This window comes from Pseudomonas fluorescens, assembly GCF_001902145.1.
Taxonomy (GTDB): Bacteria; Pseudomonadota; Gammaproteobacteria; order Pseudomonadales; family Pseudomonadaceae; genus Aquipseudomonas; species Aquipseudomonas fluorescens_BV.
In genome coordinates this window covers 67,747-84,595 of record NZ_MRST01000013.1, presented here as the reverse complement: position 1 = coordinate 84,595, position 16,849 = coordinate 67,747, and the positions used below count along the sequence as shown (strand labels likewise).

The window sequence follows — 16,849 nt, the reverse complement described above, 5'->3', positions numbered from 1 at the left end:
CGGCTTTCCAAATATTAAGTTACTGTATATTCGTACAGCGATTGAATAGAGGGAACGCCCGTGGTGAATGTTGAACAACTTAAAAGCAGCGTCAATCGCATGTCCGCCGATGTGGTGCGCGACGCGGTGAACGAGCTGCGCCTCGATGGCCTGGTCACGGAAGGCAAGACGCCGTTTAACAAAGTGCATTTCAACACCTGCTTCGCGGAAATCGAGGCGCTGTTCCAGCGCGCCGGTTATCACAAGCAGCTGGATGTGGTGGGTTATCAGGGCTTGCTCTACGCGCTGTATGACCCGGGCCGTTGGGAAGCGGTGGACGTGCTGCGCTGGCTCAAGGAATTCACCGAGGCGGCGAGCGCCTCGCCGGTGCTGCGGGCTCAACTGGCCAAGGCCTGAGATAGGCCCTAGGCAATCGCGCGCCATGGGCGATAATGCCCGCCTGTTTTCCAGGCTTTGAGCGTCGGCATGTCCACTTCCGTTTTTTCCCCCTCCCAGCACCAAGCCAGCACCCTGTACCTGCCGCCGGGCTCCTGGGTGACGGTGCTCGATTGCCTGTGCGCACACTTTCCGGCCATTGGCCGTGAACAGTGGCTGGACCGCATTGCTCGCGGCCGGGTGCTGGATGTCAATGGCAACCCGATCAGCCTGGGCCTGGGCTACAAGGAAGGCTTGTGCATCTATTACTTTCGCGAAGTGCCCAACGAGAAAGTGATTCCGGTGCTGGAAAGCATCCTGTACGCCGATGAGCACCTCGTGGTGGCGGACAAACCGCATTTCCTGCCAGTGACACCCGCTGGCGAGTACGTCGAGCACACCTTGTTGCGACGCTTGATCCGGCGCCTGGACAATCCCGCCCTGGTGCCTCTGCATCGCATCGACCGGCACACGGCGGGGTTGGTGCTGTTCTCGGCCAACCCGCACAGCCGTTCGGCCTATCAGCAATTGTTTCCCACGCGACGTATCGACAAATTCTACGAAGCCATCGCACCGGCCTTGCCGCACCTCAGCTTCCCGTTGGTGCACAAAAGCCGTCTGGTGGATGGCGAACCCTTCTTTCGCATGCAGGAAGGGCCGGGTGCCAGCAACACCGAGACGGCGGTAGAGGTGCGCGAGAAAAACGCTGATCTATGGCGCTACGGCCTGTTCCCGGTGACCGGTAAGAAGCACCAGCTGCGCGTGCATATGACGGCGCTCGGGGCGAGCATCTGTAATGACCCGTTCTACCCCGAGGTGATCAAGGATGCCGAGGACGATTATGCCAAGCCACTCAAGCTACTGGCCCAGGGCGTGCGCTTTATCGACCCGGTGACTGGCCAGGAGCGCAGCTTTCGCAGCCAGATCACCCTGGACTGGTAAACCCCAGGAACAACAAGGCCCGCGCGAGGCGGGCCTTGTGTGCAAGCGCTGAGGCTTACAGGTCTTTAACGGTGCGAACCTGATCTTTGTTGATACGGGTGTGCTTGCCGTCCAGTTGTTCGAATTCGTAGAAGCCCGAATCTTCATCGTACTTCGGGGTGTCGACGGCCTGGATTTCGCGACCGTCATTCAGGGTGATCACTGTTGGCGAAGCGCAACCGGCGAGGGTGGCGAGGCCCAGTGCAAGCATGAGAGCGGCGATGGTCCGTTGAGTCATGAGTTTGTCTCCGAGAGAATACTTTTAAATTGCTGACCTTGTGACGTATGGGACGCCGGCAAAGTTCCTTGTGCAGGGTTCATTCTGACATGCCAGCCCCGGGGAGCAACAGCTCGGGCGTATTAAGATTGGCCAGGCGCGGGTCATCAGCCGGACATTCCAGCGCCACGGCACCCAGTTGCAGCCACAGCTTGCGCGGGCTGCGCTCTCCCGCTTGCCACGCCTGTTCCACCTGGTTTTTCAGGCGAGTGGGGATGATGCACAGCAAGGGTTCCCAGAAGTCACCCTGGCGCACCATCACCGGTCGCTGCCGATTGCGTCGTGCGGTCGCACGCAGGTCGGCCAGCAGTCGCGCATCGATCTGCGGCACATCGCAAGGCAAGATCAGCAGATGCGCATGGCGTGCGGCGAAGAGTCCCGCACGGATACCGGCCAGCGGGCCGGGGAAGTCCGGGTTGTCATCGCTCACCTGTTGGTCGGCGTAGGGCGCGTAGCGTTCATGGTTGCGGTTGCACGAGATGATCAGGTCATCGGTGAGTGGTCGGGTCAACTGGTGCAGGTGAGCGATCAAGGGCTGGCCTTGCCATTCCAGCAGGCCTTTGTCCTGGCCACCCATGCGTTGGCCGCGACCACCGGCCAACAACAGGATCGAACATGGCAGGGAGGAAAATTCAAAGGTCATGATGGTTGCGCTGCGGCAGGTAAACAGGGGCCTGTGATATAACATCGGGCTGTTCCTTCGACAACCGGACCGTGCCATGAAAGCCAAGGCCGATGCGCCCTTTGTACCCCTGAATATTGCTGTATTGACCGTCAGCGACACCCGCACCCTGGAGACTGACACCTCCGGCCAGGTCTTCGTCGACCGCCTCACCGCCGCCGGCCACCGCCTGGCCGAGCGCGTGCTGCTCAAGGATGACCTTTACAAGATTCGCGCCCAGGTGGCCCACTGGATCGCCGAAGACGTGGTTCAGGTGGTGCTGATTACCGGCGGCACCGGCTTCACCGGTCGCGACAGTACCCCTGAAGCAGTGAGCTGCCTGCTCGACAAGCAGGTCGATGGTTTTGGCGAGCTGTTCCGCCAGATATCCGTGGCCGATATCGGCACCTCTACCGTGCAATCGCGCGCCTTGGCGGGGTTGGCCAATGGCACTCTTGTGTGCTGCCTGCCAGGTTCCACCAATGCCGTGCGCACCGGTTGGGACGGCATCCTCGCCGAGCAGCTGGATAACCGTCACCGCCCATGCAACTTCGTCCCGCATCTGAAGCAGGCCGAACCTTGTGAATCCCGTGGATAAGCCCGGCAAGACCGGCGCCCTGATGCCGGTGGAAGCAGCCCTGCAGCGTTTGCTCGACATGGCCGCCGCCGCGCCGATCCGCGAGCAGGAAGTAATGTCCCTGGCTGAGTGTGATGCCCGGGTATTGGCCCAGGACCTGATCTCCACACTCGACCTGCCACCGTGGCCCAACAGTGCCATGGACGGCTACGCCGTGCGCCGGGCGGACTGGACCGGCGAACCCTTGGTGGTGAGCCAGCGGATTTTCGCCGGCACTGCCCCTGAACCCTTGGCGGCCGGCACCTGTGCGCGCATCTTTACCGGCGCGCCGGTGCCCCAAGGCGCTGACTGCGTGCAGATGCAGGAAAACGCCGTGGTGCATACCGACCAGCGCGTGAGTTTCACCGAGCCATTGCAGATGGGCGACAACATCCGTCCGCAGGGCCAAGAGACCACGGTCGGCGAGACCGTACTCAGTGCCGGCACCCGCCTGGGCCCTATCGAACTCGGTTTGGCCGCGTCTCTTGGACGTGATCGACTGGAGGTGGTGCGGCGCGTGCGCGTGGCCGTGTTGTCGACCGGCGATGAACTGATCGAGCCAGGGTTGCCGCTCGGCCCTGGGCAGATCTACAACAGCAACCGCCGCGTGCTGTGCAGTTGGCTGGTGCGCATGGGCTGCGAAGTGATCGATGCCGGGATTCTACCGGATGATCTGGAACAGACCCGCGCGCGCCTGGCGGGGCTGGGCAGCGTTGACCTGATCCTCTCGACCGGCGGTGTGTCGGTGGGCGAAGCGGACTTCCTCGGCATTGCCTTGCGGGAAGAGGGTGAGCTGGCGTTGTGGAAGCTGGCGATCAAACCGGGCAAGCCGCTGACCTTCGGGCATTTTCGTGGCGTGCCGGTGATCGGCCTGCCGGGCAATCCTGCCTCGACCCTGGTGACTTTTGCGCTGCTGGCGCGCCCGTATCTGCTGCGCCGTCAAGGTGTGCGGGAGGTGCAGCCGCTGCGCTTCGAAGTACCGGCAGGGTTCGTCTGGCCCAAGCCCGGCAACCGCCGCGAGTACCTGCGCGGGCGGATCGAACAGGGCAAGGCGATCATCTACCGCAACCAAAGCTCCGGAGTGCTGCGCAGTGCGGCGTGGGCTGAAGGCTTTGTGGAGGTGATGGAAGGGACCACGCTGGCCATCGGCGACCGGGTCAACTTCATCCCTTTGAGCGAAGTCCTGAACTGACCACGCGCTAAAAAAGTAGGAGCGAGCTTGCTCGCGAAAAACGTTAACGATAACGCGGGCTTCCTGAATAAACGCGGCGCCTGCGGGTTTTTCGCGAGCAAGCTCGCTCCTACAAAAACACATTTAGATTTGTGTATGCCTATGAGCGGTCAGTAATCGTCGCCACGCTCAGTGACATCCCACTCCACCGGCCCTGCCTCCGGGTCGTAGCCGGCCGGGAACTTTCCCTTCAACGTCCAGGCAAACGCAATGATCTCGGCAATCGTGCGGTACAGCTCTTCCGGAATGCTGTCCCCCAATTCCATGCGCGCCAGCAGCTTCACCAGCTCGGGGTTTTCGTAGATCGGTACTTCGTTCTCCCGTGCCAGCTTGAGGATGGCCTCGGCCAGGGCGTCATCGCCCTTGGCCGTCAGGGTGGGGGCCTGTTGGCCGTCGTACTTGAGGGCGATGGCCTGGCGGGGCGGGGCGGCGTTTTTCATGCGGTTTCATCCACCCAGCGTTGCTCCAGTCCGGTTTTTGGCCCACGGGGCGGGGTGCCCAGGTGGCAATCCAGGTCGCCAACGTTGAGCCCGGATGAGACCAGGCGCTCACGCAGGCTGCCCAAGTGGCTTTCGATCAGGCTGGCAGTGAAAGGGCGGCTGGCCCATAACTGGCTGGACAGTTTGCCTTGGGACAGCTGCGCCTGAACTTGCAACGGCCCCAGCGGCTCCATGTCGAAGGCCAGTTCGACGCGCCAAAGCATTTGTTTCGGGTCTTTTTTATCCTGGCGCTCGGGCTGGTCCTTGTCTGGCGCGGGCTCCTCGCGTTGGAACTTGACCTGCAACGGCACGATGTCTTGCAGGGTGCGCATGGGGATCTCCAACTGCCAGGTCGTTTGCAGGCGGCCGTCGGCGGTGGTGCCGGTCTGTTCCAGGCTCGACAGTTGATGGCTCTGCAAGCGCGAGATCGCCCCGGCGGCCAGGCGCAGCAGGTTTTCCAGGTCGCCTTCACCTTCCAGTTTGGCCATCAGTCTTTCGGGCAGCGGAAAGCCGGCTGGCATCTGGCGGGCGCCGACCTGGCCGAGGGTGTTCAGCGGGCTGCGCACAAAGTGCGGCAACACCTGGGCCAGGGTATTGGCGGCGAGGATCGCATTCAGGTTGGTGCTGGCGGGCAGGGCGGGCAGCAGGTCTGCGACCAGGCGCAACAGCGCGCCTTTCATGTCCAGCGGTGGGATTTGCGGGTTCTGGCCGGCGAGCAGTTTGGCTTCCAGAAAGGCGCCGCTGTTCTGCACCACCTGGGCCAGCACCTTGGGGTTGCTGACCTGTGCCAGATCGGGCAAGGCTGCCAATAATCGCTCGGCGGCGGCCCGCAGCTCGGCCGATGTGCTGTCGCCACGGGGCAGGTTTTGCAAGGCGGTGAACACCGCATCCAGCGAGCCTTGGCGACTTTGCTGAGTGGCAAGCTGTTGCGCCACGGCCAGTTGGTCTTTCAGCCCACTCAGCGGCACGAAATTCAGGGTTTGCGCATTCTGCACTACGGCGCTGAGCAAACTGCCCACCCGCAAGGGCTGAGGGCTTTCCAGCGTCAGGGTGGCACCAGCCAGGGCGTTATTGAGCACACTCACCAGCGAGCGATAGATCGCTGGTTGCGCCGTGCCCTGGGGCAGCATCTGCGTGGTCAGCACCTTGGCTTGCAACAACGTACCCACCGGCATCTGGTGGGTGTCGAGGCGAGTGAGGGCGGCGACGTTGGCACTCATGGCTTGCTGCAAGGTGATGGCCAGGTTGCCCGCAGGCGTCTGACTCACCGCCACATTGCTACCTAACGGCAAGGGCTGGGCACTACTGGCTTGCACCAGGGTCTGGCGACCGCCGTCGAGGGTCAACTTGAGCAGCAACTGAAAGGCTTCGCCGCCTTGTTTAAGCGCGATGACCTCAGCGTTCACGGTTTTCCCCGGGCCGATCAACCCGGCCTGTGGCTCCAGCAGTTTGAGCAGCTCGCCGGCGGCCGGCAGCGGGGCGGGCCCAGGGGCTGGGGAGGGCGGCAGTGGGGGAAGGTTGATCTCACCGGTCATCGTGCGCATCGTCTCTGGGGAAATTGCCCTCTTTAGAGTAGGGCATCGCATGTATAATGCCGCCCGTCTGCAAAGAGAGCGGTAAAAACCTCACAACTATTTGATCCAGCTCTCTAAAATCGGTCGCCAAAGCCGTTATTGTGCATCTCTCTATAACGGCCGCTGCACCGCCGACTTGAACCGTAAAGGCCCGCGATCTTTTGACCAGCCCTCTTCTTGAAGCCGTAGCGCTTGCCTGTGAACGCGACCTGCGCCTGCTGTTCGAGCAACTCGACCTGCGGCTTTCGGGTGGCGACATGGTGCAAATCAGTGGCCCCAATGGCAGCGGCAAGACCAGCCTGCTGCGCCTGCTGGCCGGGCTGATGCAACCGACGGCCGGCGTGGTGCGTCTCAACGGCAAGCCGTTGAGCGAACAGCGTAGCGAGCTTGCGCGCAACCTGATCTGGATCGGCCACGCAGCCGGCATCAAGGACGTACTCACCGCTGAAGAAAACCTCAGTTGGCTCAGCGCCCTGCACCATCCTGCTACCCGCGATGCCATCTGGCAGGCCTTGGCCGCGGTGGGCCTCAAGGGCTTTGAGGATGTTCCCTGCCACACCCTGTCCGCCGGCCAGCAGCGCCGCGTGGCCCTGGCCCGCTTGTACTTGCCCGGCCCGCCGTTGTGGATTCTCGACGAACCTTTCACGGCCCTCGACAAACAAGGCGTGGCTCAACTGGAAGCACACCTGGCCCAGCACTGCGAGCAAGGCGGCCTGGTGGTGCTCACCACCCACCACACCTTGGCGCGCATGCCCGCTGGCTACCGTGAGTTAGACCTGGGGCGGTGGTCGCTATGAGTGTGTTCGCCCTGTTGGTCGCCCGGGAGGCACGACTGTTGTGCCGCCGCCCCGCCGAACTGGCCAACCCGCTGGTGTTCTTTGCCATCGTGATCGCGCTGTTCCCGCTGGCGGTCGGCCCGGAGACTAAACTGTTGCAAACCTTGTCCCCAGGACTGGTGTGGGTCGCCGCGCTTTTATCGGTTCTGCTCTCGCTGGACGGGCTGTTTCGCAGTGATTTCGAAGACGGTTCCCTGGAACAGTGGGTCCTTTCGTCGCACCCGTTGCCACTTCTGGTACTGGCCAAGGTGCTGGCACACTGGGTTTTTTCCGGCTTGGCGCTAGTCTTGCTCTCGCCACTGCTTGCCATGATGCTCGGGTTGCCCGTTGAATGCCTGCCGGTGTTGCTTCTGTCCTTGTTACTCGGCACGCCGGTGCTCAGCCTGTTGGGGGCGGTGGGCGCAGCGTTGACGGTCGGCTTGAAGCGGGGCGGGCTGTTGCTGGCCCTGTTGATTCTGCCTTTGTATATCCCGGTGTTGATCCTGGGCAGCGGCGCGTTGCAAGCCGCGCTCATGGGCATGCCGGCGACCGGTTACCTCTTGTGGCTGGGTAGCCTGACCGCCCTGGCGGTAACTCTGACACCTTTTGCTATAGCCGCCGGCCTGAAAATCAGCGTCGGTGAATAATGAGGTCTGACCCGGCGTCAATGACGCTGAGTCAGTAAAGACCCTGAGCTTTTCGCCACGACGAAAAGCACCGTGATGGAAACAGCAATGAACTGGACCTGGTTTCACAAGCTCGGCTCGCCCAAATGGTTTTATGGCATCAGTGGCAAGCTGCTGCCATGGTTGAGTATCGCCGCCATCCTGCTGATCGGCACCGGCCTGGTCTGGGGCCTGGCCTTTGCGCCGCCGGACTATCAGCAAGGCAACAGCTTTCGCATCATCTATATCCACGTGCCTGCCGCGATGCTGGCCCAGTCCTGCTATGTGATGCTGGCGGTGTGCGGCATCGTCGGTCTGGTATGGAAGATGAAGCTGGCCGACGTGGCCCTGCAATGCGCCGCGCCCATCGGTGCGTGGATGACCGCCGTGGCGCTGGTGACCGGTGCGATCTGGGGTAAGCCGACCTGGGGCTCGTGGTGGGTGTGGGATGCGCGCCTGACCTCGATGCTGATCCTGCTGTTCCTGTATTTCGGCCTGATTGCCCTGGGCAACGCCATCAGCAACCGTGACAGCGCCGCCAAGGCCTGCGCGGTGCTGGCGATTGTCGGCGTGATCAACATCCCGATCATCAAGTACTCGGTGGAGTGGTGGAACACCCTGCATCAGGGCGCCACCTTCACCCTCACCGAAAAACCGGCGATGCCCGTGGAAATGTGGGCGCCGTTGCTGCTGATGGTGCTGGGCTTCTACTGTTTCTTCGGCGCCGTATTGCTGCTGCGTATGCGTCTTGAGGTGCTCAAGCGTGAAGCCCGTACCAGTTGGGTGAAAGCCGAAGTGCAAAACTGCCTGGGAGCACGTGGATGAGTTTTGCTTCTTTCAGCGATTTTCTCGCCATGGGCCACCACGGCCTGTATGTCTGGACGGCCTATGGCATCTGCCTGGCGGTGCTGGCCCTCAACGTCGCCGCGCCGATCCTGGCCCGCAAGCGTTACCTGCAACAAGAGGCGCGACGTCTGCGCCGGGAGACCGAAAAGTGAATCCGCTGCGTAGAAAGCGTCTGTTGATCATCCTTGCCATCCTGGCCGGCGTCGGCATTGCCGTGACCCTGGCCCTGAGCGCCCTACAGCAGAACATCAACCTGTTCTACACGCCCACCCAGATCGCCAATGGCGAGGCACCGGTCGATACGCGCATCCGCGCTGGCGGCATGGTGGAGCAGGGCTCGTTGAAGCGCTCCGGCGATTCGTTGGACGTGACTTTCGTAGTCACCGATTTCAACAAGGCCGTGACCATCACCTATCGCGGCATCCTCCCGGACCTGTTCCGCGAAGGCCAAGGCATTGTCGCCCTGGGCAAGCTCAACGCCGATGGCGTGGTAGTGGCTGACGAAGTGCTGGCCAAGCACGATGAAAAATACATGCCGCCCGAGGTCACCAAAGCCTTGAAAGACAGCGGCCAAACCGCTCCCGCCACCCCAGTCAAGGAGGGCTGAGCCATGACGTCAGCACTGTTTATTCCGGAGCTGGGCCAGTTGGCGATGATCCTCGCGCTGTGCTTTGCCGTGGTCCAGGCCGTGGTGCCCTTGCTCGGTGCCTGGCGTGGCGACCGCCTGTGGATGAGCCTGGCGCAGCCGGCCGCCTGGGGCCAGTTCGCCTTCTTGCTGTTCGCCTTTGGGTGCCTGACCTACGCCTTCATGACCGACGATTTTTCTGTCGCCTACGTTGCCAACAACTCCAACAGCGCTTTGCCCTGGTACTACAAGTTCAGCGCCGTGTGGGGCGCCCACGAAGGTTCATTGCTGTTGTGGGCCTTGATCCTCGGCGGCTGGACCTTCGCCGTCTCGGTGTTCTCGCGCCAATTGCCGCAAGTGATGCTGGCGCGGGTGCTGGCGGTGATGGGCATGATCAGCATCGGCTTCCTGCTGTTCCTGATCATGACCTCCAACCCGTTCAGCCGCATCCTGCCGCAGATCCCGGTGGACGGTCACGACCTTAACCCGTTGTTGCAGGATATCGGCCTGATCGTGCACCCGCCGATGCTCTACATGGGGTATGTGGGGTTCTCCGTGGCCTTCGCGTTTGCCATCGCCGCCTTGCTCGGCGGCCGCCTGGATGCGGCATGGGCGCGCTGGTCGCGGCCATGGACCATCGTCGCCTGGGCCTTCCTCGGTATCGGTATCACCCTGGGCTCATGGTGGGCCTACTACGAACTCGGCTGGGGCGGCTGGTGGTTCTGGGACCCGGTGGAAAACGCCTCCTTCATGCCGTGGCTGGTGGGTACTGCGCTGATTCACTCTCTGGCCGTCACCGAAAAACGTGGCGTGTTCAAGAGCTGGACGGTACTGCTCGCCATCGCGGCGTTTTCCCTCAGCCTTCTCGGCACTTTCCTGGTGCGCTCGGGCGTGCTGACCTCGGTGCATGCGTTTGCCTCAGACCCTGAGCGCGGCGTGTTCATCCTGATCTTCCTGCTGTTTGTCGTCGGCGGCTCGCTCACCCTGTTTGCCCTGCGCGCGCCGGTGGTCAAGAGCCAGGTCGGTTTCAACCTGTGGTCGCGGGAAACCCTGTTGCTGGGCAATAACCTGGTGCTGGTGGTAGCCGCGTCGATGATCCTGCTCGGCACCCTCTACCCACTGGTGCTGGATGCCCTCAGCGGCGCCAAGCTGTCCGTGGGGCCGCCGTACTTCAACGCGTTGTTCATACCGCTGATGGGGCTGCTGATGGTGGTGATGGCGGTCGGCGTGCTGGTGCGCTGGAAAGACACCCCGGTGAAATGGCTGGCGGGCATGCTGATGCCGGTGCTGCTCGGCAGCGTGGCCCTGGCGGTGATCGCCGGGTTTGCCTACGGCGACTTCAATTGGGCGGTACTCGCCACCTTCCTGCTGGCGGCCTGGGTGTTGTTGGCGGGGGGGCGGGACATCGTCGACAAGACGCGCCACAAGGGGTTGCTCAAGGGCCTGCCCACCCTGACCCGCAGCTATTGGGGCATGCAGATCGCCCACCTTGGTATCGCGGTGTGCGCCCTTGGCGTCGTGCTGTCCAGCCAGAACAGCGCCGAGCGCGACCTGCGCCTGGCGCCGGGCGAGTCCATGGACCTGGCCGGTTACCACTTCATCTTCGAAGGTGCCAAGCACTTCGAAGGGCCGAACTTCACCTCCGACAAAGGCACGGTGCGCGTAGTGCGCAATGGTAAGGAAATCGCCGTGCTGCACCCGGAAAAACGCCTGTACACCGTGCAGAGTTCGATGATGACCGAGGCCGGCATCGACGCCGGTTTCACCCGTGACCTGTATGTGGCCCTCGGTGAACCCCTGGGCGACGGCGCCTGGGCCGTGCGCGTGCATGTCAAACCCTTCGTGCGCTGGATCTGGTTCGGCGGCTTGCTCACCGGGTTCGGCGGGTTGCTCGCGGCGCTGGACCGGCGCTATCGGGTCAAGGTCAAGAGCCGGGTGCGTGAAGCGCTTGGCCTTTCGGGAGCTGCGGTATGAAGCGTTGGTTGATGGTTGTGCCGCTGGCGTTGTTCCTGCTGGTGGCGGTGTTTTTGTATCGCGGGTTGTACCTGGACCCGGCCGAGCTGCCTTCGGCGATGATCGGCAAGCCGTTCCCCGCCTTCAACCTGCCAACAGTGCAGGGTGACAAGACCCTCACCCAGGCCGACTTGCAGGGCAAGCCGGCGCTGGTCAACGTGTGGGCCACCTGGTGCATCTCTTGCCGCGTCGAACACCCGGTGCTGAACAAGCTGGCCGAGAGGGGCGTGGTGATCTACGGCATCAACTACAAGGACGACAATGCGGCGGCCTTGAAGTGGCTGGCGGAGTTTCATAACCCGTACCAGCTGGATATCCGCGACGAAGACGGCAACCTGGGGTTGAACCTGGGCGTGTACGGCGCGCCGGAAACCTTCTTCATCGACGCCAAAGGTGTGATCCGCGACAAGTACGTCGGCGTGATCGACGAAACGGTGTGGCGCGAGCAACTGGCCGCCAAGTACCAGGCCCTGGTCGATGAGGCCAAGCCATGAAGCGTTGGTTGACCGCTGCCGTTTTAGCCTTGGGCCTGGCCGGCGTGGCCCACGCCGCCATCGACACCTATGAATTCGCCAACGACGCCGAGCGCGAGCGTTTCCGCGACCTGACCAAGGAACTGCGCTGCCCCAAGTGCCAGAACCAGGACATCGCCGACTCCAACGCCCCGATCGCCACCGACCTGCGCAGAGAAATCTTCCGCATGCTGGAGGAGGGCAAGGACGACCAGCAGATCATCGACTTCATGGTCGACCGCTACGGTGATTTCGTGCGCTACAAACCGGCACTCACCGGCAAGACCGCGCTGCTGTGGTTTGGCCCGGCCGGGCTGTTGCTGGCCGGCGTGGTGGTAATGGCCGTGATCGTGCGTCGCCGCCGTGTCGCACCGATTGATGGCGCCGATGCGCTGTCCCCTGAAGAGCGTAAACGCCTCGACCAATTGCTGGACACCAAGACTGATGATTGATTTCTGGCTCGCAGCCGGTTTGCTGCTACTGATTGCCCTGAGTTTCCTGTTGATCCCTGTGTTGCGTGGCCGTCGCGCCCAGCGTGAAGAGGATCGCACCGCGCTGAACGTGGCGCTGTATCAAGAGCGCGTCGCCGAGCTGCAAGCGCAGCAGGACGAAGGTGTATTGAACGCCGTGCAACTTGATACTGGTCGCGCCGAGGCGGCCCGCGAGTTGCTGGCCGATACCGAGGGCGTGGAAAAACCCCGTGAATTGCGACTGGGCAAACCGCTGCCGTTTTTGGCGGCGTTTCTGGTGCCCGTGCTTGGCGTTGCGCTATACCTGCATTACGGGGCGAGCGACAAGGTCGAACTGACCCGTGAGTTTTCCCAACCGCCGGTGTCCATGGCCGACATGACCCGCCGCCTGGAACGCGCCGCTGCTGCGCAACCGGATTCGGCAGAAGGGTTGTACTTCCTTGGGCGCGCCTATATGGCCCAGGACCGTGCCGCCGATGCCGCCAAAGTCTTTGAACGTACGGTTGCGTTGGCCGGGCGCCAACCCGAACTGCTCGGCCAATGGGCCCAGGCGCAGTACTTTGCTGACAACAAACAATGGTCGCCCCAGGTTCAGGCGCTGACCGACGAAGCCTTGAAGCTCGACCCCAAGGAAGTCACCAGCCTTGGCCTGTTGGGTATCGCTGCCTTTGAGGGCCAGCGTTATCAGGAAGCCATCGACTACTGGAACCGCCTGCTCGCGCAATTGCCGGCAGAGGACAATTCCCGTGTCGCCTTGCAAGGCGGAATCGACCGCGCGGCAGAGAAGCTCAAGGAGAGCGGTGGCAGCGTTGCTCCGGCGCCCAAGGCGCTGCTGACGGTGCGGGTGGACTTATCTGCCGAAGTGAAGGCCAACGTCCTGCCAGGCGACAGCGTGTTCATCTTTGCCCGCGCCGTAAACGGCCCGCCGGCGCCCTTGGCTGCCAAGCGTGTGACCGTCGACGCATTGCCGGTCACCGTCGAACTGGGCGATGCCGACGCGATGATGCCGCAGTTGAAACTGTCCAACTTCCCCGAAGTCCAACTGGTTGCGCGCATATCCCGGGCCGGCCAACCGACCACTGGCGAGTGGATCGGCCGCAGCCAACCGTTGGCCAGCAGCACCACTGCACTGCAGCAATTGACCATCGACACTCCGGACCAGTAATTCTGAGGACACACCCATGACCGCATTTGCACGCATCACCCTGCTCAGCCTGGTACTCGGCCTGAGCGCCTGTGCGGTCCACCGCCCACCTCCGGCGCCGACCGGCCCGACTATTCCACCGTCTGGCCCCTCGACCCAGCCGAGCACCAAGCCCAGCACCAAACCTTCCGGCCCGGTGACGCCGCCGCCCAAGCCTCTGCCAAGCAAATCGCCGACCTTCGCCCCACCGCCGGGCGCCGCCAGCCACTGGGACGGCAAGATGCAGGTGTACGTGCTGGACGATCAGCCTGACACCTTCTACCGCCAGCGCACCTACTACCGCTGGAGCAACGGCTGGAGCCGCTCCATCAGCCCCAACGGGCCATGGGAAGAAACCAACGTGCAAGGCGTGCCGCCGGGGTTGAGCAAGCAGTACGCGCAATGACAAAAGGCGGCCTGAAGGTCGCCTTTTTGATGGCTTCCAAATGCACTGTGTGGATCACGGCAGGGCTAAGCAATTAAAGCCCGACGTATGCGCCGAATGCGGAGCGCGCTGTAGTGATGTGGCGATTGCTGGCCTAGCATGGGAAGGATTGCTAGGTATACTTTCCTACGACTACTACGACGCGGCCTCCCGGGTGCAAACCAGGCGCTGCGCAGTGGTCCCGGGAATGCACCGGTCTGGGGACAAGCGAAGAGGGTTTTTAATGGCAGGCAGGTTGATCTATCTCATCGGGCCATCGGGTTCGGGCAAAGACAGTCTGCTGGATGCCGCACGCCCACGTCTGGTTGAGCGTGGGTGCCGCATGGTACGACGGGTGATCACTCGGTCCGCGGAGGCGGTGGGCGAAGCGGCGCAAGGTGTGAGCCCTGAGCAGTTTGCGGCCATGGAGGCCGAGGGCGCATTTGCCTTGAGCTGGCAGGCTAATGGCTTGTCTTACGGCATCCCCAGGGAAATTGACGATTGGCTGGCCGCGGGGGACGACGTTCTGGTCAACGGTTCTCGTGCGCACCTGGCGCAAACCCGCGAGCGTTATCCGACCTTGCTGGTATTGCTGCTGACGGTGGACCAAGCGGTGCTGCGCCAGCGTCTGATTGCTCGTGGGCGGGAGTCATTGACGGATATCGAGGAGCGCCTCGCGCGCAATGCGCGGTTCACTGCTCAGTTGATTGCCGGTCATGGCGAGGGTTTGTTCGTATTGGATAATTCCGGCCCGTTGGCGCATACCGTCGAACGCTTGCTGTGTTGCCTGGAGCACGGGCATAGCGTAAGCACCTGACCCAATCCCGGTAGGTTGGGACAACCCATTCATGTAGTGCGTGGTCATCCCAGCACTCCGATAAAACCCTGGTGCCAGGCTTATCTTTCGCTGATATGTTTGATTGGATTACTGGATATTTGAAAGTTGATGACTGGTCCGATTAATTTAATGTTTTGCAAGTTTATTTGCGTGTGTTGTATCAGCGTTTTATAGCGGTTGATAAGGCATAGGTGGGGGGCGTTGAATATAACGTGTGTGATTTTTTTGCATGCGTGTTTATAGGGTTTTCTTGAAAAGACTTAGCGGTGGTGAAGGCGTTTTCAATATGGGAGCTTTATCGGGATGACTACGGATCAGTCAGTGTCGATAATTCCTATGCATGGATGGGTCATTTCACTGTTCAGAGTAACAAATTACTATGCAAATCCCTGTCAGACAGTCTTGCCAGTCGCATCCCCCAGAGACATTGCACTCCAATTTCTCACATGATGAAAATCAGGTTCTTCTCTGGGCCAATAATAAAAGATCTTTCACCACCGATCAGGCGGCGAAAAATATTACGCGCAGTGGTTCCAAGTTTCAGGATAGAAATAGAGATGGCGAAATTGTTGTGGGGTTTAACTTTGGCGGTAACTTCAATGCCGCTCAGAAACAGCGTGCCAGGCAAGCCCTTCAATACTGGGCCGATGTCACCAATATCAAATTTGTTGAAAATGGCTCAAATACCGATGGCCACATCACTATCAACGGGACTGGGGGCTCGGGAGGCGTGGCGATCATGCCGACCGGTCACAGTTCGAGAGTCTACGCCAATGTAGGCACTCAGGGTGCGCATAACCCGACAATGGGCAGCGGCTTCCTGACTCTGCTGATCCACGAACTGGGACATACCTTGGGGCTGCATCATCCAGGTGGTTACAATGGCGGAGGCACTTACCAGCGCAATGCTGAATATGCCCAGGACACCAAGGCACGCAGTGTCATGAGCTATTGGGCTGAGACCCATCAGCCGGGGCACAATTTTGCCGGGAGCAGCCCGGCTGCCCCGATGATGGACGATATCGCCGGCTCCCAGCTTCTCTACGGCGCTAATACTAAAACCCGCAATACCGACACCACCTACGGCTTCAATTCCAATTCAGGTCGGGAGGTTTATAGCCTCAAGCAGGGGACTGAGAAGCCGGTTTTCACCGTCTGGGACGGCGGCGGTAACGATACGCTCGACTTCTCCGGGTTTACCCAAGACCAAGCCATCAACCTCAAGGCTGAGTCATTCTCGGACGTGGGAGGCTTGCGGGGGAATGTGTCGATTGCCAAGGGTGTGAATGTGGAAAATGCCATTGGCGGTACCGGCAACGATACCTTGAAGGGGAACGAGGGGAACAACCGTCTCACGGGCGGCAAGGGGGCCGATAAGCTGTACGGGGGGGCTGGGGCAGACACGTTTGTTTACCGCCGCGCCAGCGATTCAACGCCGCAGGCACCCGACATCATCCAGGACTTCCAAAGCGGGAGCGACAAGATCGACCTGACCGGTGTTCTTCAGGAAGCGGGGCTCAAGTCGCTGAACTTCTCCGAGAAATTCAGCGGCAAAGCGGGCGAGGCTGTGCTCGGCCACGACTCGAAAACCGGACGTTACACATTGGCTGTGGATACGACGGGCAATGGCAAGGCGGATCTACTGGTTGCCAGCCAAGGCCAAATCAAACAGACGGACATCATCTGGAACGGTCAGGCGCCGACAGTGACTCCGACGCCTGGCCCCACGGTTTCCCCTGTTTCTGACCCCGTCCCGCCCCCCGTTTCAGAGCCGACTGAACCTGATCCTTCCCCAAAACCTAGCCCATCGCCCGCCCCGGCTCCCCGACCTGGCGATGGGGTTATCAATGAAATTCTTTCGTTGTTCAGGACGCTCCTCAACAAGGTGCGGTCGATTTCCTGATAAGTCCAACGCTATTCGCCTGCCTGATCAGCCGGGCTCGGGCGGGGCAGCGAACCAGCGTTCCCGATAATCCACAACGTCGATGCCTTGGCGCTCTACATCCTGCTTGTGGGAAATGCCGCCCAAAGATCGCTGGGCGGTATTTACCGCCGTGACCTTCGGGGCGAAGATCACCGTCAAATGGCCAGTTATCGTAGTGCTCTTTACACCACGCTAACAGAGCGTGGTGATTCCCTCCTAAGTGCCCATCCTTGATTATTCGAAATCAGCCAACCTCCAGGTTTTAAATACCTTGACAGCGCTGGCTGTAAGAGCAGATTAC

Annotated in this window: 21 protein-coding genes; 16 read left to right on the top strand and 5 right to left on the bottom strand. The window is 61.4% G+C overall.

Annotated features, from left to right (window positions below; genetic code table 11):
* Positions 1–60 precede the first annotated feature (60 nt).
* Together BUE92_RS01955 and BUE92_RS01950 are read left to right on the top strand one after the other, a co-directional pair.
* Positions 61–396 (top strand): hypothetical protein, encoded by a 336-nt coding sequence (locus BUE92_RS01955; RefSeq protein ID WP_003189932.1) that lies wholly within the window; start codon positions 61–63, stop codon positions 394–396.
* 69 nt (positions 397–465) lie between these two features.
* Positions 466–1,356 carry a pseudouridine synthase gene (locus tag BUE92_RS01950; protein WP_073521714.1) on the top strand — a complete coding sequence of 297 codons (891 nt, stop codon included), beginning with the start codon at positions 466–468 and terminating at the stop codon, positions 1,354–1,356.
* A 55-nt stretch (positions 1,357–1,411) separates the two neighbouring features.
* Here the strand turns inward: BUE92_RS01950 and BUE92_RS01945 are convergent, their stop codons facing one another.
* Together BUE92_RS01945 and mobA are read right to left on the bottom strand one after the other, a co-directional pair.
* Entirely contained in the window at positions 1,412–1,633 is a 222-nt protein-coding gene (locus tag BUE92_RS01945; protein WP_003189935.1) for a YgdI/YgdR family lipoprotein, read from the bottom strand.
* Between the two features lie 79 nt (positions 1,634–1,712).
* On the bottom strand, positions 1,713–2,315 hold the full coding sequence (mobA, locus tag BUE92_RS01940; protein ID WP_073521730.1) for a molybdenum cofactor guanylyltransferase MobA: 603 nt from the start codon (positions 2,313–2,315) through the stop codon (positions 1,713–1,715).
* Positions 2,316–2,391: 76 nt separating this feature from the next.
* Here mobA and moaB point away from each other — a divergent pair, with 76 nt between their 5' ends.
* Both moaB and BUE92_RS01930 read left to right on the top strand, forming a co-directional pair.
* Positions 2,392–2,931: a molybdenum cofactor biosynthesis protein B gene (gene moaB, locus BUE92_RS01935; protein WP_014717696.1), complete on the top strand. Its 540-nt coding sequence runs from the start codon at positions 2,392–2,394 to the stop codon at positions 2,929–2,931.
* Complete coding sequence (locus BUE92_RS01930) at positions 2,915–4,141, top strand: molybdopterin molybdotransferase MoeA (RefSeq protein WP_073521713.1); 1,227 nt, start codon at positions 2,915–2,917, stop codon at positions 4,139–4,141. Before moaB ends, BUE92_RS01930 begins: the two co-directional genes overlap by 17 nt.
* 149 nt (positions 4,142–4,290) lie before the next feature.
* Here BUE92_RS01930 and BUE92_RS01925 read toward each other — a convergent pair whose 3' ends face one another.
* Together BUE92_RS01925 and fliK are read right to left on the bottom strand one after the other, a co-directional pair.
* A complete protein-coding gene (locus BUE92_RS01925) occupies positions 4,291–4,620 on the bottom strand; it encodes an EscU/YscU/HrcU family type III secretion system export apparatus switch protein (protein WP_073521712.1) in 330 nt (109 codons plus the stop codon).
* The gene (gene fliK / locus BUE92_RS01920) at positions 4,617–6,194 is read right to left on the bottom strand and encodes a flagellar hook-length control protein FliK (RefSeq protein WP_073521729.1); all 1,578 of its coding nucleotides are present in this window, start codon (positions 6,192–6,194) and stop codon (positions 4,617–4,619) included. Before fliK ends, BUE92_RS01925 begins: the two co-directional genes overlap by 4 nt.
* Before the next feature lie 200 nt (positions 6,195–6,394).
* On the opposite strand from fliK, the gene ccmA reads away from it, so the two are divergent.
* From ccmA to BUE92_RS01860, 12 genes are all read left to right on the top strand, one after another.
* Positions 6,395–7,030, top strand: a complete 636-nt coding sequence (gene ccmA / locus BUE92_RS01915) for a cytochrome c biogenesis heme-transporting ATPase CcmA (RefSeq protein ID WP_073521711.1) — start codon at positions 6,395–6,397, stop codon at positions 7,028–7,030.
* A complete protein-coding gene (gene ccmB / locus BUE92_RS01910; RefSeq protein WP_014717701.1) occupies positions 7,027–7,695 on the top strand; it encodes a heme exporter protein CcmB in 669 nt (222 codons plus the stop codon). The genes ccmA and ccmB overlap by 4 nt, the downstream gene beginning before the upstream one ends.
* A gap of 87 nt (positions 7,696–7,782) precedes the next feature.
* Entirely contained in the window at positions 7,783–8,538 is a 756-nt protein-coding gene (locus BUE92_RS01905) for a heme ABC transporter permease (RefSeq protein WP_054899080.1), read from the top strand.
* Positions 8,535–8,711 carry a heme exporter protein CcmD gene (gene ccmD / locus BUE92_RS01900; RefSeq protein WP_003172771.1) on the top strand — a complete coding sequence of 59 codons (177 nt, stop codon included), beginning with the start codon at positions 8,535–8,537 and terminating at the stop codon, positions 8,709–8,711. The genes BUE92_RS01905 and ccmD overlap by 4 nt, the downstream gene beginning before the upstream one ends.
* On the top strand, positions 8,708–9,166 hold the full coding sequence (ccmE, locus tag BUE92_RS01895) for a cytochrome c maturation protein CcmE (RefSeq protein ID WP_014717703.1): 459 nt from the start codon (positions 8,708–8,710) through the stop codon (positions 9,164–9,166). Before ccmD ends, ccmE begins: the two co-directional genes overlap by 4 nt.
* A gap of 3 nt (positions 9,167–9,169) precedes the next feature.
* A complete protein-coding gene (locus BUE92_RS01890) occupies positions 9,170–11,158 on the top strand; it encodes a heme lyase CcmF/NrfE family subunit (protein WP_073521710.1) in 1,989 nt (662 codons plus the stop codon).
* A complete protein-coding gene (locus BUE92_RS01885; RefSeq protein WP_073521709.1) occupies positions 11,155–11,691 on the top strand; it encodes a DsbE family thiol:disulfide interchange protein in 537 nt (178 codons plus the stop codon). Before BUE92_RS01890 ends, BUE92_RS01885 begins: the two co-directional genes overlap by 4 nt.
* Positions 11,688–12,161 carry a cytochrome c-type biogenesis protein gene (locus BUE92_RS01880; RefSeq protein WP_073521708.1) on the top strand — a complete coding sequence of 158 codons (474 nt, stop codon included), beginning with the start codon at positions 11,688–11,690 and terminating at the stop codon, positions 12,159–12,161. Before BUE92_RS01885 ends, BUE92_RS01880 begins: the two co-directional genes overlap by 4 nt.
* Entirely contained in the window at positions 12,154–13,344 is a 1,191-nt protein-coding gene (ccmI, locus tag BUE92_RS01875) for a c-type cytochrome biogenesis protein CcmI (protein WP_073521707.1), read from the top strand. Before BUE92_RS01880 ends, ccmI begins: the two co-directional genes overlap by 8 nt.
* A 16-nt stretch (positions 13,345–13,360) precedes the next feature.
* Positions 13,361–13,768 carry a hypothetical protein gene (locus BUE92_RS01870; protein WP_073521706.1) on the top strand — a complete coding sequence of 136 codons (408 nt, stop codon included), beginning with the start codon at positions 13,361–13,363 and terminating at the stop codon, positions 13,766–13,768.
* 262 nt (positions 13,769–14,030) lie between these two features.
* Positions 14,031–14,603, top strand: a complete 573-nt coding sequence (gene phnN / locus BUE92_RS01865) for a phosphonate metabolism protein/1,5-bisphosphokinase (PRPP-forming) PhnN (protein WP_073521705.1) — start codon at positions 14,031–14,033, stop codon at positions 14,601–14,603.
* Positions 14,604–15,003: 400 nt separating this feature from the next.
* Positions 15,004–16,527, top strand: coding sequence for a M10 family metallopeptidase C-terminal domain-containing protein (locus tag BUE92_RS01860; protein ID WP_073521704.1), 1,524 nt, complete (start codon positions 15,004–15,006; stop codon positions 16,525–16,527).
* Between the two features lie 27 nt (positions 16,528–16,554).
* Here BUE92_RS01860 and BUE92_RS28430 read toward each other — a convergent pair whose 3' ends face one another.
* A complete protein-coding gene (locus BUE92_RS28430; RefSeq protein WP_178380672.1) occupies positions 16,555–16,701 on the bottom strand; it encodes a hypothetical protein in 147 nt (48 codons plus the stop codon).
* Between the last annotated feature and the right edge of the window lie 148 nt (positions 16,702–16,849).

What these genes read in the sequence shown, in the direction of transcription:
- BUE92_RS01950 (WP_073521714.1), top strand. Translation starts at nt 466, where the DNA reads ATGTCCACTTCCGTTTTTTCCCCCTCCCAGCACCAAGCCAGCACCCTG.
- BUE92_RS01945 (WP_003189935.1), bottom strand. Translation starts at nt 1,633, where the DNA reads ATGACTCAACGGACCATCGCCGCTCTCATGCTTGCACTGGGCCTCGCC.
- mobA (WP_073521730.1), bottom strand. Translation starts at nt 2,315, where the DNA reads ATGACCTTTGAATTTTCCTCCCTGCCATGTTCGATCCTGTTGTTGGCC.
- moaB (WP_014717696.1), top strand. Translation starts at nt 2,392, where the DNA reads ATGAAAGCCAAGGCCGATGCGCCCTTTGTACCCCTGAATATTGCTGTA.
- BUE92_RS01925 (WP_073521712.1), bottom strand. Translation starts at nt 4,620, where the DNA reads ATGAAAAACGCCGCCCCGCCCCGCCAGGCCATCGCCCTCAAGTACGAC.
- fliK (WP_073521729.1), bottom strand. Translation starts at nt 6,194, where the DNA reads ATGACCGGTGAGATCAACCTTCCCCCACTGCCGCCCTCCCCAGCCCCT.
- ccmB (WP_014717701.1), top strand. Translation starts at nt 7,027, where the DNA reads ATGAGTGTGTTCGCCCTGTTGGTCGCCCGGGAGGCACGACTGTTGTGC.
- BUE92_RS01905 (WP_054899080.1), top strand. Translation starts at nt 7,783, where the DNA reads ATGAACTGGACCTGGTTTCACAAGCTCGGCTCGCCCAAATGGTTTTAT.
- ccmD (WP_003172771.1), top strand. Translation starts at nt 8,535, where the DNA reads ATGAGTTTTGCTTCTTTCAGCGATTTTCTCGCCATGGGCCACCACGGC.
- BUE92_RS01890 (WP_073521710.1), top strand. Translation starts at nt 9,170, where the DNA reads ATGACGTCAGCACTGTTTATTCCGGAGCTGGGCCAGTTGGCGATGATC.
- BUE92_RS01885 (WP_073521709.1), top strand. Translation starts at nt 11,155, where the DNA reads ATGAAGCGTTGGTTGATGGTTGTGCCGCTGGCGTTGTTCCTGCTGGTG.
- BUE92_RS01880 (WP_073521708.1), top strand. Translation starts at nt 11,688, where the DNA reads ATGAAGCGTTGGTTGACCGCTGCCGTTTTAGCCTTGGGCCTGGCCGGC.
- ccmI (WP_073521707.1), top strand. Translation starts at nt 12,154, where the DNA reads ATGATTGATTTCTGGCTCGCAGCCGGTTTGCTGCTACTGATTGCCCTG.
- BUE92_RS01870 (WP_073521706.1), top strand. Translation starts at nt 13,361, where the DNA reads ATGACCGCATTTGCACGCATCACCCTGCTCAGCCTGGTACTCGGCCTG.
- phnN (WP_073521705.1), top strand. Translation starts at nt 14,031, where the DNA reads ATGGCAGGCAGGTTGATCTATCTCATCGGGCCATCGGGTTCGGGCAAA.
- BUE92_RS01860 (WP_073521704.1), top strand. Translation starts at nt 15,004, where the DNA reads ATGCAAATCCCTGTCAGACAGTCTTGCCAGTCGCATCCCCCAGAGACA.